The sequence below is a fragment of the Inquilinus ginsengisoli genome, assembly GCF_050434925.1.
GTDB classification, from domain to species: domain Bacteria; phylum Pseudomonadota; class Alphaproteobacteria; order DSM-16000; family Inquilinaceae; genus Inquilinus; species Inquilinus ginsengisoli_B.
The window spans coordinates 6,323,225-6,336,679 of the sequence record NZ_JBNDJK010000001.1 but is presented as its reverse complement, the minus strand read 5'-3'; the positions used below and the strand labels follow the sequence as shown (position 1 = coordinate 6,336,679).

The window sequence follows — 13,455 nt, the reverse complement described above, 5'->3', positions numbered from 1 at the left end:
TTTTGGAGGTTAGTGGCATGTTGCGGATTATCGTTTCGAAGTTCCTGACCCGCGTTGCTCGAGAAGAGGACGGAATCACCGCCGTCGAGTATGCGGTTCTGGGTGCGCTGATCGTTGCGGCACTGAGCGCGGTGGTTGGTGGTTTTACGACCGAACTCACGACAGCCTTCACAGACATTATCAAACCATAATGGCAGGCAGGAGAAAATGACCAGAGAACGTCTTCGTCTAATCCGCATTGGGCGTGAGGCGTCGTCTCGAGTTGAGATCGAGAGCAAGTCGGCGGGCAGCCAGCCCGCCGACCCATCCGGCGAGGCCGGGCTGGCGGCGGTCGAGTTCGCCCTGGTCGCCCCTGCCTTCTTGGCGATCGTCTTTGGAATCCTGATCTACGGCTTCTTCTTCGGAACCTGGATCGCGATTTCGCAGGCGGCGGCTGAGGGTGCACGGGCATCGGTGGCGGGCATGTCCACGACGGAGCGGACGAGCTTGGCTGAGGCGGCCGCGGCAGCGGTGCTCGTGAACTATGGCTCGCTTCTCAACTCAAAGAATTGGACAATTACGGCACAGCCCGGGGCGGCTCCCCACACCTTCCAAGTTAGCGTCCAATACGACTTGTCCGGGAAGAAATTCGAGGACGTCGCCAGCTCAATTTCCGCCTTGATTCCTGTGCCGACGGACACGCCGACGGCGACTGTAACCGTCGGCTATGGCGGCTACTGATGAGTGGTGTCGATTTCATCTTTCTTGGCCTCCTGATCCTGCTCCTGCTGCCGATCGTGCTGATCGATCTGCGCGAGAGCAGGATCCCCAATATCTGCAACCTGGCGTTGGCCGTGGGCGGGCTGGCCCAGGCCCTGGTCCGCAGCCCGACGCTGCAGACACTCGGCCTGGCGCTCGGTGCCGCGGTGCTCACCTTCGCCCTTCTGGCCGGCACCGCCTGGGTGATGCAGAAGATCGACCGCCACGCGCGGATCGGCTGGGGCGACCTGAAGTTCCTGACCGCCGCCAGCCTCTGGGTCGGGCTGCAGGGCAGCCTCGTGGTGCTGATCCTGGCCAGCATGGTGGCGCTGCTGGCCACACTGGCCATGGCGCCCTGGCGCGGCGTGAAATGGCGCGAGATGCGGCCCTTCGGCCCGGCGCTCGCGGTCGGGCTGCTGGTCGTCACCGTCACGGTCTTCATCCGCAACGCGTGACATCGGCCGTATTTTGCATGCGGCAGATGTTGATCCGATCAAATCCCTTCATCTCGCATGACAATGGTGCTTAGCTCCCGCCATCCATAGCTGGGAGCTTGCCATGAGCACCGATATGAATCGCCGGATTCTGCTGGCCGCGCGGCCGGTCGGGGAGCCGAAGGAGACCGATTTCCGCCTGGTCGAGGAGCCGGTGCCGGCGCCGGGGCCGGGCCAGTTGCTGGTCCGTACGCTGTGGCTGTCGCTCGACCCCTACATGCGCGGCCGGATGAGCGATGCGAAATCCTACGCGGCGCCGGTCGAGATCGGCCAGGTCATGGTCGGCGGCGCGGTCGGCCGCGTCGTCGTCTCGAACCATCCCGGCTTCGCCCCGGGCGATATCGTCGAAGGCCGCACCGGCTGGCAGGATTACGCCCTGTCCGACGGCACCGGGCTGCGTAAGGTCGACCCGGCGCTGGGGCCGATCTCGACCGCGGTCGGCGTGCTCGGCATGCCGGGGATGACGGCCTATACCGGCCTCCTCACCATCGGTCAGCCGAAGCCGGGCGAGACCGTGGTGGTCTCGGCCGCCTCCGGCGCCGTCGGGTCGGTGGTCGGGCAGATCGCGAAGATCAACGGCGCGCGCGTCGTCGGCATCGCCGGCGGCGCCGAGAAGGCCGCCTACCTGACCGGCGAGCTCGGCTTCGACGCCGCGGTCGACCACCGGGCGCCGGATTTCGCCGAACGGCTGGGCGCGGCCGTGCCGGACGGGATCGACGTCTATTTCGAGAATGTCGGCGGTACGGTGTGGGAGGCGGTGTGGCCGCTGTTGAACCCCTTCGCCCGGGTCCCGGTCTGCGGCCTGATCGCCCAGTACAACGCCACCGGCCTGCCGGACGGGCCGAACCAGGTGCCGGCGCTGATGCGCAGCGTGCTGTCGAAGCGGCTGACCCTGCGCGGCTTCATCGTCAGCGACTTCGCCGACCAGCACGCCGCCTTCCTGCGCGACGTCTCCGGCTGGATCCACGACGGCAGGCTCCGCTACCGCGAGGACGTGGCCGACGGGCTGGAGAGCGCGCCCCGGACCTTCCTGCGGCTGTTCCGGGGCGAGAATTTCGGCAAGCTCCTGGTCAAGGTGGCGGAGTAGCGTCGGATCACAGCAGGGTCCGTCCGGCCACGGCCATCAGGCCGATGCGGGTGATCGCGGCGTCGAAATCCGTGTCCAGCGGCAGGCCGAGGTCGCTGCGGCTGGAGTCGCTCAGCGTCTCCAGCCGCAGCCGGTTCGGCCGCGCGACTGCTCGCGTCGAACCGGCTGCGAGGCGGCGCCAGATCCGCTCCAGCAGGCCGGCGGGACGCTGACGCAGCGGCAGGCGCAGGGCATGGGTGCTCATGACGATCTCCTGGAAGCCATGGAAAGCGGGCAGGCGGCGGCCTTCGGCGCCGGCGGCGGGACCGTGTCGATGCCGTATCGTCCGATGATCACCGGGCCGCTGGCGTCGGACACCGTGACCACGGTCTCGGCCGCGGTGCCGGGCCGGGCCCGGTACATCACCACCTCCGTCAGAACGGCCATCGGATCCTCCATCTCGGCCCCGGCGACCCCGAGGCGATGATGGGAGATTACGCCACCCCTCCTGACATCATCCTGTCAGGAGAGATGACCGAGCAGCGTATTCGAGGGTCCGATTTTCGCCCGGCGCGCCGGTGCCGGTCTGGATCAGCCCCGGCTGGCGATCAGCGCGGCCGATCCCGCCATCATCGCGGCGGCGGAGCGGTTGGCCAGGCGCAGCCGGCGCGGCGACCGGAAGAAGCGGCGGGCGCGCGCGGCCCCCAGCACATAGGCCGACTGGACCGCGAGGTCGATGCCGACCTGCACCGTGAACACCGCCGCGATGCCGGCTGCGTCCAGCGTGGTCAGATCCAGCACCTGCGGCAGCACGGCGCCGAAGAATACCACCGCCTTCGGGTTGCCGAGGGTCAGCGCCGCCCCGCCCAGGAAGCCGCCGGTCCGGCGTGGCACCGCATCCGGCTCTGCTGCCGGGGCGCGCCACAGCTTCCAGGCCAGCACCGCGAGATAAGCGATGCCGGCCCATTTCACCGCGACGAAGACCGGCTCATAGGCCAGGGCCAGCGCCGACAGGCCGAACACCGCGGCGGCCAGCCACAGCGCGTTGCCGGCGACCATGCCGAGCACGAAGGGCAGAGCCTCGCCGGCGCCGCGCGACAGCACCCGGGCCACCAGCGCCGTCTGGGCCGGCCCGGGGATCAGGGCGGCGAGGGCAACGGGCACGGCGAACAGGGCGAGGGCGGTGATCATGGCGCGGCTCCGTCGGTCGGCGAGGGCCAGGATAGCTTATGTCCTTTGGCTGGCCTACGCGACGGTGGTCGCATGGCAGATCTGGCGTTTGAACGGCTGATCCCGGGGCAGCGCTGCTGCTAGGGTGCCGCTCCAAGGGAGAGGCGCCGCGATGTACCAGGTTCCGATCCGGCCGGGCGAAAGCTGGATGCGCGCCCGGGTCCGGCGACATATCTATGAGCTGCTGCGCCTGGCGCTGCCGGTGATTGTCGCGCGTGCCGGGCTGATCCTGATGGCGCTGGTCGACACGCTGTTCGTCGGCCGCTACGGCAGTGCCGACCTGGCGCATCTGTCGATCGCCAACGCCCCGATCGGCAGCATGATCGGCACCTCCACCGGCCTCGTCATCGGCACGCTGGTGATGTCCGCCAATTCTCTCGGCCGCGGCCGGCCCGATCAATGCGGCGCGGTCTGGCACCGGGCGCTGATCTATGGCGGCGCCATCGGCCTGGTGCTGGCCGTGCTGTGCCATTTCATCGAGCCGCTGCTGCTCCTGACCGGGCAGGCGCCGGAGCTGTCGAAGGCCGGCGCCGACATCGCCATCGTGCTCGGCTGGGGCATGCCGGCGGCGGTGATCTACACCGTCACCGCCTTCTTCCTGGAAGGGCTGAAGCGGCCGGTGCCGGGCATGATCGCGATGATCGTCGCCAACCTCCTGAACGCGCTGGTCAACTGGCTGCTGGTGTTCGGCGCCGCCGGGTTCCCGGAGCTCGGGGCGATAGGCGCGGCTTGGGCCAGCACCGCCTCGCGCGTGTTCCTGGCGGCCAGCCTGGTCGCCTATGTCTGGTGGATGCGCGACCGTGAGACCTTCGGCATCCGCCGCTGGCAGGGATGGCGCTGGCGCGACTGGACCAAGCAGCGCCAGCTCGGCTATGGCGGCGGCCTCAGCATCTTCATCGAATCGGGTGCCTTCACCGCGCTCACCTTCTATGCCGGGCTGCTCGGCACTCTGCCGCTGGCCGCGTTCTCGGTCGGCCTCAACCTGATCGCGCTGATCTTCATGGTGGCGCTCGGCCTCGCCTCCGCCACCGCGGTCAGGGTCGGCGTCGCCCATGGCCGGCGCGACCTGAAGGACATGGTGCTGGCCGGCTGGGTCGGGCTCGGCGTCAACAGCGTCGTCATGGTGGCCTTCGGGGCCGTGTTGTGGATCTTCGCCCGGCCGATCGCCGAGGCCTATACCAGCGATCCGGAGCTGATCCCGCTGGTGGTGCCGGTGGTCGTGGTCTCGACCTTCATCCTGATCGTCGATGGCGGCCAGGTGGTGGTGGCAAACGCGCTGCGCGGCCGCGGCGACGTGGTGGTGCCGACGCTGCTGCACACCATCTCCTACGTCGTGGTGATGACGCCGCTGGGCTGGTTCCTGGGCGTCCATCTCGACCGCGGCGCGGTCGGGCTGTTCGAGGCGATCCTGATCGCCAGCGTGGTCTCCGTCGGGCTCCTGGCCGGCCGTTTCCACCTGCTGGCGCGCGGCGACGCCCGGGCTTCGGCGGCGGCCGGCGCGACCGCCTGAGGACTGCTCGGGCGCGATTGTTCGCAGGTGCGGAAACGTGCTAGCGTCGCCGCGCCCGGCAGGCTGACCGGGCGCGTCCTTTTGTCAGTCCGGACAGTGCCTTGACCGAACGTCCCACCACGCCGCCACACTTCGACATCACCCCGGTGACGATCGAGGAGGAGATGCGGCGCTCCTACCTCGATTACGCCATGAGCGTGATCGTCTCCCGCGCCCTGCCGGATGTGCGCGACGGCCTCAAGCCGGTGCATCGCCGCATCCTGTTCGCGATGAAGGAGGGCGGCTACGATTCGACCAAGCCGTTCAAGAAGTCGGCCCGCGTCGTCGGCGACGTCATGGGTAAGTATCATCCGCATGGCGACAGCGCGATCTACGACGCCATGGTGCGCATGGCGCAGGACTTCTCGATGCGGCTGCCGCTGATCCAGGGGCAGGGCAATTTCGGCTCGATGGACGGCGATCCGCCGGCGGCGATGCGCTACACCGAGGCGCGCCTGGCCAAGGCCGCCGAGGCGATGCTGGACGACATCGACAAGGACACGGTCGACTACCAGCCGAACTACGACGAGACCCAGTCCGAGCCGACGGTGCTGCCGTCGCGCTTCCCGAATCTGCTGGTCAACGGTGCCGGCGGCATCGCCGTCGGCATGGCCACCAACATCCCGCCGCACAATCTGGGCGAGGTGATCGACGCCTGCCTCGCCACCATCGAGAATCCGGCGATCACGATCGAGGAACTGAACGTGATCGTGCCGGGGCCGGACTTCCCGACCGGCGCCATGATCCTCGGCCGCTCCGGCATCCGCTCGGCCGTCGCCACCGGCCGCGGCAGCGTGGTGATGCGGGCGCGGTCGTCGATCGAGGAGATCCGCAAGGATCGCGAAGCGATCATCTTCACCGAGATCCCGTTCCAGGTGAACAAGTCGCGGCTGATGGAGCGCATCGCCGAGGTCGTCAACGAGAAGACGGTCGAAGGCATCTCCGAGCTGCGCGACGAGAGCGACCGCGACGGCGTCCGCATCGTCGTCGAGCTGAAGCGCGACGCCAGCGCCGATGTGGTGCTGAACCAGCTGTACCGCTCGACCCCGCTGCAGACCTCCTTCGGCGTCAACATGCTGGCGCTGCTGGGCGGCCGGCCCGAGCTGCTGAACCTGAAGCAGATCATCGAAGCCTTCATCGCCTTCCGCGAGGAGGTGATCACCCGGCGCACCCGCTATCTGCTGACCCGCGCCCGCGAACGCGCCCATGTCCTGGTCGGTCTCGCCACCGCTGTCGTCAACATCGACGCGGTGATCGAGCTGATCCGCCGCGCGTCCGACCCGCAGACGGCGCGTGAAGAACTGATGGCCACGGCCTGGCCGGCCGGCGAGATCGCGCCGCTGATCGCGCTGGTCGACGAGCCCGGGCGGCCGCTGGCCGAGGACGGCACGTACCGGCTGTCCGAAGTCCAGGCCCGCGCCATCCTCGACCTGCGCCTGCACCGCCTGACCGGGCTGGAGCGCGACAAGATCGGCGACGACCTGCGCGCCATCGTGGCCGAGATCCAGGAATACCTGACGATCCTGGGCAGCCGCGAGAAGCTCTTGGAGATCCTTCGCGGCGAGCTGGTCGAGATGAAGGACCAGTTCGCCACCCCGCGCAAGACCGAGATCCTCGACCTCGAATTCGAGGCCGACATCGAGGACCTGATCCAGCGCGAGGACATGGTTGTCACCGTCTCCAACGGCGGCTACATCAAGCGCGTGCCGCTGTCGACCTACCGGGCGCAGCGCCGCGGCGGCAAGGGCCGCAGCGGCATGGCGACGAAGGAGGAGGATTTCGTCTCCGACCTGTTCGTCGCCAACACCCACACGCCGATGCTGTTCTTCTCCAGCCGCGGCATCGTCTACAAGCTCAAGGTCTACCGCCTGCCGATCGGCACGCCGCAGTCGCGCGGCAAGGCGATGGTCAACATGCTGCCGCTGCAGCAGGGCGAGACCATCTCCACGGTCATGCCGCTGCCGGAGGACGAGAGCACCTGGGACCAGCTCTACGTCATGTTCGCCACGGCCTCGGGCGGCGTCCGCCGCAACAGCCTGGCCGATTTCACCAGCATTAATCGCAACGGCAAGATCGCGATGAAGCTGGACGAGGGCGACAGCCTGATCGGCGTCAAGGTCTGCCGCGACGACCAGGACGTGCTGCTGGCCACCCATGTCGGCATGTGCATCCGCTTCCCGGTCACCGATGTCCGCGTCTTCAAGAGCCGCGATTCGGACGGCGTGCGCGGCATTCGCCTGGGTGAGGACGACCGCGTCATCTCGATCTCGATTCTGCACCATCTCGACGCCACGCCGGACGAGCGCGCCAACTATCTGCGCATGGCCAATGCGGCGCGCCGGGCCGAGGGCGAGGAGACCGACGGCGAGGACAGCGAGACGGTGGAGGAGCACGATCTCGACCCGGCCCGCTTCGCCGAGCTCGAGGCCGTCGAGGAGTTCATCCTGACGGTCAGCGAGGAAGGCTTCGGCAAGCTCAGCTCCGCCTACGGCTACCGGATCACCGGCCGCGGCGGCAAAGGCATCTGGACGATGGCGATGGGCGAGAAGAACACCGCCGTCACCGCCTGCTTCCCGATCTCGCCGAACCAGGAGATCATCCTGGTCACCGATGGCGGCCAGCTGATCCGCTGCCCGGTCGCCGATGTCCGAATCGCGGCCCGCAAGACCATGGGCGTGCGGCTGTTCAACGTCGCCGAGGGCGAGCATGTCGTCTCCGTCGCCTCGGTGCCGGAGGAGAACGGCGACGGTGGCGAGGGCGATGCGGCTGACGAAGCGGCGTCCGGTGAGGCCGCAGGTGAGCAACAGGACGGCGCCGCGTCGGGCGGCGACGGCGCATAAGGAAAGCCGCACGGATGTCCAAGGGCCGTATCGGGGTCTATCCCGGCACCTTCGATCCCATCACCAAAGGACATATGGACATCATCCAGCGGGCGACGCGGATCGTCGACCATCTGGTCGTCGCCGTGGCCCGCAATGACGGCAAGGGCCCGCTGTTCTCGACCGATGAGCGGGTGGAGCTGGTGCGGGCCGACGTCGCGCCCCTGGTGGCCCAGGGCATCTCGATCGAGGTCCGCTCCTTCGACGTGCTGCTGATGCACTTCGCCGCCTCGGTCGGCGCCACCACGGTGGTGCGCGGCCTGCGCGCCGTCTCGGATTTCGAATACGAATTCCAGATGGCCGGCATGAACGCCAAGATCAATCCGGTGATCGAGACGGTGTTCCTGATGGCGTCGGACCGCTACCAGTTCATCTCCTCGCGCTTTGTCAAGGAGATCGGCCGGCTGGGCGGCGACATCGCCCCCTTCGTCAGCCCGCTGGTGGCCAAGCGCCTGAACGAGCAGTTCGCCCGCAAGGGGATGGTGGCGGATTAGGGGCGGGCCAAGGCCGACCGGTCCTGCCAGGGCAGTATGACGCAAAGGTGCACCAGCAGTTCGTCCGGGGCGGGGTCTCCCGGCTGCCCTGCGGAGATCATGCCGTCCTCCGGCGGTTCAGCGACGGGAGGCAGCGCCCTGCAACGGACCGCCAGGATGTCCAGGGCCCGGTTCGCATGCGTCGTGCACTCCGCCAACCGACGCGCGGGCGACGGGCGGTCTGCAGTGACTTGCACCACCAACTGGTGCATGCAGAGGCCTATCGGCGCCATGATCAGGGCCTCCAGGACCTCGATGGGAGGCTTTGGCACAGGCTTCTGAGTGCAGGCCACCAGCAGCAGCGCGGCGACCGCCGCGCCGAGCAGTCGTCTTTCGCCAAGCATGTCCTTCCCCCGTGTCCGGCTGAGGGGAATGATGAGGCCGGGGCGGCATGCGGACTGTAACGCAGCTCACACTTTGCGGGTCGCAGGTGTTGACCGTCGGGCGGTGCCTCCCTAATGTGCGGCCCGCTCGCCTGGGGACACCCGGGCCGGCAGTGTGAGCCGGTAGCTCAGTCGGTAGAGCAGAGGCCTTTTAAGCCCCTGGTCGTGGGTTCGAGTCCCACCCGGCTCACCATCCCCTATACTAAGAAGTTGATTTAAAAGAGGGTTTGTAGATTTGGCCGGCGAGGTTTGTAACTCCTTGCCCGCCAGATGCTCGGTCATCTTGATCACGGCGGCCTTGGCGAGGAGCTTCTGCCGGGCTGCGGCCACGTAGCGTTCGACCTCCTTGATCGACTTGTGGCCGGTGATCGACATGATCTCCAGCGTGCTGCATCCGGCTTCGGCGAGCCGGCGCGCGGCCGCCTTCCGGAGGCCATGCAGGACGCAGCGATCCGGCACGCCGGACGCGCCGATCTTGTCGGCCATCCAGTTGCCGAACCCGTTCGATGTGAACGGCTGTCCGAAGTGCGTCGTCAGGATCACGCCGTGAGTACGCGTGAGCTGATGGCCGCGCGGATCAGGCGGCTTGGTCGAGCTGGCGGAGAGGCCGCCAATTCCATGGCAGCAAGTCGTCGATCCGTTTGATCGGATGATCGGCGATGCGGGCGATGACGTCGGCGAGGTAGGCCTCGACGTCGAGGTCGTTCATCTTGGCGCTCTCGATGATGGTGTACATGGCAGCGGGGTTGCGGCCCGGTCGAGCCGCTGTCGACCCGTCAGCTCAACCGTGCCGTCCATGCCGCCGCCGAGGTCGCCGGGATCAAGAAGCGGGTGTCGCCGCACACGCTGCGGCACAGCTTCGCCACCCACCTGCTGGAACAGGACGCCGACATCCGCGTCATCCAGAGCCTGCCCCCGCGAAGGCGGGGGTGCTGCTCGGCCACGCCAAGCTCGACACCACGGCCCTCTACACCCGCGTCGCCAACACCACGATCCGCAGCGTGACCAGCCCGCTCGACCGGCTTGCGCCGCTGCCCGCAGGGAGGCCGAGACCCGGAGCCTAGCCCGGCGGCGGTGCGCCGCCCGAAGCTGGAGGTCGCAGACATCTTCCATCACCATGCGGCCGCCTGGCGCCGAGCCAATGCCGGGCATGTGAGCCTCGGCCAGCTCAAGGTGATGTCGGCCATCGAATGCTGCCGCTCGGCCGCCCTCGGCGGTCATGTCGAGCACTGCGAGGATTGCGGCCACAGCCGGATCGCCGACAACTCGTGCCGCAACCGCCATTGTCCCAAGTGCCAGGGCGCGGCGGCGAAGGACTGGCTCGCCGCCCGCGAGGCCGATCTGCTGCCGGTCGGCTACTTCCACCTGGTCTTCACCCTGCCGGCCGAGATCGCCCCGGTCGCCTACCAGAACAAGGCGGTGGTCTACGACCTGCTGTTCCAAGCGGCGGCCGAGACGCTGCTCACCATCGCGGCCGATCCCAAGCATCTCGGCGCCCGCATCGGTGCCACCGCCGTGCTCCACACCTGGGGCTCGGCGATGACCCACCATCCGCATCTGCACATGATCGTCCCGGGCGGCGGGATCTCGCTCGACGGCACACGCTGGGTGGCTTGCAGACCCGGCTTCCTGGTGCCGGTGCGCGTCCTGTCCCGCCTGTTCCGGCGGCTCTTCCTGTCGCGGCTCGCCGATGCCCATGCAACCGGCCGGCTGGCGTTCTTCGGCGAACTCGATGGCTTGCGTGACCGGCAGGCCTTCGCCGCGCACCTCGCGCCGCTCGGCAGGAAGAACTGGTTCGTCTACGCCAAGCCGCCCTTCGCCGGGCCCGAGGCGGTGCTCGCCTATCTCGCCCGCTACACCCACCGCGTCGCCATCTCCAACAGCCGCCTGGTCGGCCTCGACGAGCGCGGCGTCACCTTCCGCGACAAGGATTACCGCCGCAACGGCCGGGAGCGGCTTCGCACGATGACGCTGGCGCCCGACGAGTTCATCAGGCGCTTCCTGCTCCATGTTCTGCCCAAGGGGTTCCACCGCATCCGTCACTACGGATTGCTCGCCAGCGCCACCTGCAAGGCCAACATCGCGCGGGCCAAAGAACTGATCGCCGCGCCCCCGATCTCGATCGATCCGGCAACCCAGCATGACGACGCGGACATGGCCGCCGGCGTCGCGGCCGACCATCGCCCGCCATGCCCCTGTTGCGGCGGCCGCATGATCATCGTCGAGAGCTTCAGGCGCGGCAACGCACCCCGCGGCCCACCATCGCCCCGAGCCGGGGGCAGGGCCGCGATGCCATGACGCCCACTGCCTCATCGCACCAGCCGCCTGCCGGGGGACCTTGCTTCCGCCGTCGCATCGCTGTCGCCCCGGCGCCTCCGAAGGCGCGGGCGACGCCGTCGATCATGCCAGGACAACCCCGCCGACGGCCGTCGCGACGACAAACTCCCGACCGCTATCGTCGTGCCGCCGCCATCGATACCCGCCAGCGCATTCCTCACGCACCCCGCCGCCGCCATCAAATCCCCATAGACCGCTGATCCCCACCCGGCCCCCGCGGGGTCCTTCCTGGGAGGGTTTCGGACGCCGGCCCTCAGCGCCGGCGGATAGGTCTCGACGGGCCGGCATCCGAAACCCTTCACCGAAGCGGACAAGAGGCGCGGCATGCTCGCCGCGCCCCTCTACGGTGTGCCGAGCATGACTGACAGCTTGGAGGTGGAAGTCTTCTGTCCAGCCTGATGGCGGTGAAGGACTATCGAAGCGCAAGGGCGTCGCCGCGAGGCGGGGTCTGAAGGAAGCGTGGAGCAAAGCCGCGGCCCGATGGACAAGAACCGGATATGAGGCCTACCCGGCCGGACGAGCGAGCCGTTGATCGCGAAGTCCAGGGCCATCAATGGCCGGGGTGGTAAATCCGGCGGGCGTGCGGTGAAGGCGGTCGGTCTTACCTCGGGAGGTCTGCGCCGTGTCCCTCGGGACTGAGGTGGCCGCAAGGCCGCCTGACCGCGGCGCAGAAGTCAGCTGAGGGCATAGTAGGCGGCGGTTGCCGCCGAAGGCCCGAACGGTGGAAGAGGCCAGTAGAGCGGCGATCTCGAGCGAGCCATGCGGCAGAAAGATCAGAGCAAGCTGACCCTGGGCCCCTCGGCGGAGGGTGAAGCCCCGAGCCTTGCGGCCCAGGCGACCGAAGCTCGCGCGGCGAGAGCCAGCCTCGAACGCCCGGCGGTCGCGGGACCGTCGATGGAGATCATCCTTGACCGAGAGAACCTGAAGACGGCGCTGGCACGAGTGCGGCGCAACAAGGGTGCGGCGGGGGTCGACGGCATGGGTGTCGACGATCTGCCGGCCCACCTGAAGCGGCATTGGCCCGCGATCCGGGCTCAGCTGATCAACGGCACCTACAAGCCGCAGCCGGTGCGGCGGGTGGAGATCCCGAAGGCGTCGGGTGGCGTGAGGCCGCTCGGCATCCCGACGGTGCTCGACCGCTTCATCCAGCAGGCGGTGATGCAGGCGCTGCAGGCGGACTGGGACCCGACGTTCTCCGAGGCCAGCTTCGGCTTCCGGCCGGGGCGCTCGGCGCATCAGGCGGTGGCCCGGGCGCAGACCGATATTGCGTCCGGCTACGGCGTGGTGGTGGATCTCGACGTGGAGAAGTTCTTCGATCGGGTCAACCACGATATCCTGATGGGGCTGGTGGCCAAGCGGGTGGCCGACAAGTGCCTCCTGAAGCTGATCCGCGGCTTTCTGACCGCGGGCGTGCTGGAGGGCGGCCTCGTCGGCCCGACGGAGGAGGGGACGCCGCAAGGCGGACCGCTCTCGCCGCTGTTGTCGAACCTGATGCTGGACGTTCTGGACCAGGAGCTGGAGAAGCGCGGCCATCGCTTCGTCCGCTACGCCGACGACTGCAACATCTATGTGCGCAGCCAGCAGGCGGGCGAACGGGTGATGGCCGGCATCGAGCGGTTCCTGGCCAAGCGGCTCAAGCTGAAGGTCAACAGGGCCAAGAGCGCGGTCGCCAAACCGAGCGCCCGCAAGTTCCTGGGCTTCAGCTTCACCGGCGGAAGAGAGCCGCGGCGCCGGATCGCGCCGAAGGCCATCGACCGCTTCAAGGCGAAGGTCCGGGTCCTGACGCGGCGCACCCGCGGCGACAACCTCAAGCAGATCATCGAGGAGCTGTCCGTCTACCTGATCGGGTGGCGCGGCTACTTCGGCTTCTGCCAGACCCCGTCGGTGCTGCGCGCACTCGACCAGTGGACCAGGCGGCGGCTCCGCGCCATCGCCTGGAAGCAATGGAAGCGCGGACCCAAGCGCTTTGCCGAGCTGCGACGCCACGGCGTCGGCCGGGATCTGGCGGCCCAGACCGCCGGCAGCCCACACGGCCCCTGGCGGCTCAGCAACAGCCCCGCGCTCACCATTGCACTCCCCACCGCCGCACTTCAGTCCCTCGGTCTCGCCTCCATCGCCAACCCGCTCCCCGCTTAATCCGCCGAACCGCCGGATACGGACCCGTACGTCCGGTGGTGTGGGAGGGGGGAGCCAAGAGGCTTCCCCCTATCCCGATGTCCGGATTGGGTTCTCTGCGGACACCCCGG

The 13,455-nt window shown here is 68.4% G+C and carries 14 protein-coding genes, 1 tRNA gene and 2 pseudogenes; 11 read left to right on the top strand and 6 right to left on the bottom strand.

The window, feature by feature from the left end; translation table 11 throughout:
• Positions 1–17: 17 nt before the first annotated feature.
• From QFZ27_RS30215 to QFZ27_RS30200, 4 genes are all read left to right on the top strand, one after another.
• Positions 18–191: a Flp family type IVb pilin gene (locus QFZ27_RS30215; RefSeq protein WP_429230153.1), complete on the top strand. Its 174-nt coding sequence runs from the start codon at positions 18–20 to the stop codon at positions 189–191.
• A gap of 16 nt (positions 192–207) precedes the next feature.
• Positions 208–720 carry a TadE/TadG family type IV pilus assembly protein gene (locus tag QFZ27_RS30210; RefSeq protein ID WP_429230152.1) on the top strand — a complete coding sequence of 171 codons (513 nt, stop codon included), beginning with the start codon at positions 208–210 and terminating at the stop codon, positions 718–720.
• The gene (locus QFZ27_RS30205; protein WP_429230151.1) at positions 720–1,193 is read left to right on the top strand and encodes a prepilin peptidase; all 474 of its coding nucleotides are present in this window, start codon (positions 720–722) and stop codon (positions 1,191–1,193) included. The genes QFZ27_RS30210 and QFZ27_RS30205 overlap by 1 nt, the downstream gene beginning before the upstream one ends.
• Before the next feature lie 103 nt (positions 1,194–1,296).
• The gene (locus QFZ27_RS30200) at positions 1,297–2,319 is read left to right on the top strand and encodes an NADP-dependent oxidoreductase (RefSeq protein ID WP_429230150.1); all 1,023 of its coding nucleotides are present in this window, start codon (positions 1,297–1,299) and stop codon (positions 2,317–2,319) included.
• Between the two features lie 7 nt (positions 2,320–2,326).
• Here the strand turns inward: QFZ27_RS30200 and QFZ27_RS30195 are convergent, their stop codons facing one another.
• The 3 genes from QFZ27_RS30195 to QFZ27_RS30185 form a co-directional block, all read right to left on the bottom strand.
• On the bottom strand, positions 2,327–2,563 hold the full coding sequence (locus QFZ27_RS30195) for a hypothetical protein (protein WP_429230149.1): 237 nt from the start codon (positions 2,561–2,563) through the stop codon (positions 2,327–2,329).
• Complete coding sequence (locus tag QFZ27_RS30190) at positions 2,560–2,745, bottom strand: hypothetical protein (RefSeq protein ID WP_429230148.1); 186 nt, start codon at positions 2,743–2,745, stop codon at positions 2,560–2,562. The genes QFZ27_RS30195 and QFZ27_RS30190 overlap by 4 nt, the downstream gene beginning before the upstream one ends.
• A 144-nt stretch (positions 2,746–2,889) precedes the next feature.
• Complete coding sequence (locus tag QFZ27_RS30185; RefSeq protein ID WP_429230147.1) at positions 2,890–3,489, bottom strand: LysE family translocator; 600 nt, start codon at positions 3,487–3,489, stop codon at positions 2,890–2,892.
• Between the two features lie 151 nt (positions 3,490–3,640).
• On the opposite strand from QFZ27_RS30185, the gene QFZ27_RS30180 reads away from it, so the two are divergent.
• The 3 genes from QFZ27_RS30180 to coaD all read left to right on the top strand — a co-directional run bounded on the left by QFZ27_RS30180 (position 3,641) and on the right by coaD (position 8,450).
• A complete protein-coding gene (locus tag QFZ27_RS30180) occupies positions 3,641–5,038 on the top strand; it encodes an MATE family efflux transporter (protein ID WP_429230146.1) in 1,398 nt (465 codons plus the stop codon).
• Between the two features lie 164 nt (positions 5,039–5,202).
• On the top strand, positions 5,203–7,917 hold the full coding sequence (gene gyrA, locus QFZ27_RS30175) for a DNA gyrase subunit A (RefSeq protein WP_429232512.1): 2,715 nt from the start codon (positions 5,203–5,205) through the stop codon (positions 7,915–7,917).
• A 14-nt stretch (positions 7,918–7,931) separates the two neighbouring features.
• Positions 7,932–8,450 (top strand): pantetheine-phosphate adenylyltransferase, encoded by a 519-nt coding sequence (gene coaD, locus QFZ27_RS30170; protein ID WP_342235648.1) that lies wholly within the window; start codon positions 7,932–7,934, stop codon positions 8,448–8,450.
• Here the strand turns inward: coaD and QFZ27_RS30165 are convergent.
• Positions 8,447–8,833, bottom strand: a complete 387-nt coding sequence (locus QFZ27_RS30165; RefSeq protein ID WP_429230145.1) for a hypothetical protein — start codon at positions 8,831–8,833, stop codon at positions 8,447–8,449. The genes coaD and QFZ27_RS30165 overlap by 4 nt on opposite strands.
• A 156-nt stretch (positions 8,834–8,989) precedes the next feature.
• On the opposite strand from QFZ27_RS30165, the gene QFZ27_RS30160 reads away from it, so the two are divergent.
• Positions 8,990–9,065 (top strand) — tRNA-Lys (locus tag QFZ27_RS30160).
• Between the two features lie 182 nt (positions 9,066–9,247).
• On the opposite strand, the pseudogene QFZ27_RS30155 reads toward QFZ27_RS30160, so the two are convergent.
• Both QFZ27_RS30155 and QFZ27_RS30150 read right to left on the bottom strand, forming a co-directional pair.
• Positions 9,248–9,415, bottom strand: a pseudogene (locus QFZ27_RS30155) (hypothetical protein); the annotation flags it as partial.
• A 34-nt stretch (positions 9,416–9,449) separates the two neighbouring features.
• Positions 9,450–9,626: pseudogene (locus tag QFZ27_RS30150) on the bottom strand (transposase domain-containing protein); the annotation flags it as partial.
• Positions 9,627–9,637: 11 nt separating this feature from the next.
• Between QFZ27_RS30150 and QFZ27_RS30145 the strand changes: the two are divergent.
• From QFZ27_RS30145 to ltrA, 3 genes are all read left to right on the top strand, one after another.
• Positions 9,638–9,877 (top strand): tyrosine-type recombinase/integrase, encoded by a 240-nt coding sequence (locus QFZ27_RS30145; protein ID WP_429232511.1) that lies wholly within the window; start codon positions 9,638–9,640, stop codon positions 9,875–9,877.
• Positions 9,878–9,946: 69 nt separating this feature from the next.
• Positions 9,947–11,170, top strand: a complete 1,224-nt coding sequence (locus QFZ27_RS30140; RefSeq protein WP_429230144.1) for an IS91 family transposase — start codon at positions 9,947–9,949, stop codon at positions 11,168–11,170.
• Positions 11,171–11,968: 798 nt separating this feature from the next.
• The gene (ltrA, locus tag QFZ27_RS30135; protein WP_429229270.1) at positions 11,969–13,345 is read left to right on the top strand and encodes a group II intron reverse transcriptase/maturase; all 1,377 of its coding nucleotides are present in this window, start codon (positions 11,969–11,971) and stop codon (positions 13,343–13,345) included.
• Positions 13,346–13,455 lie beyond the last annotated feature (110 nt).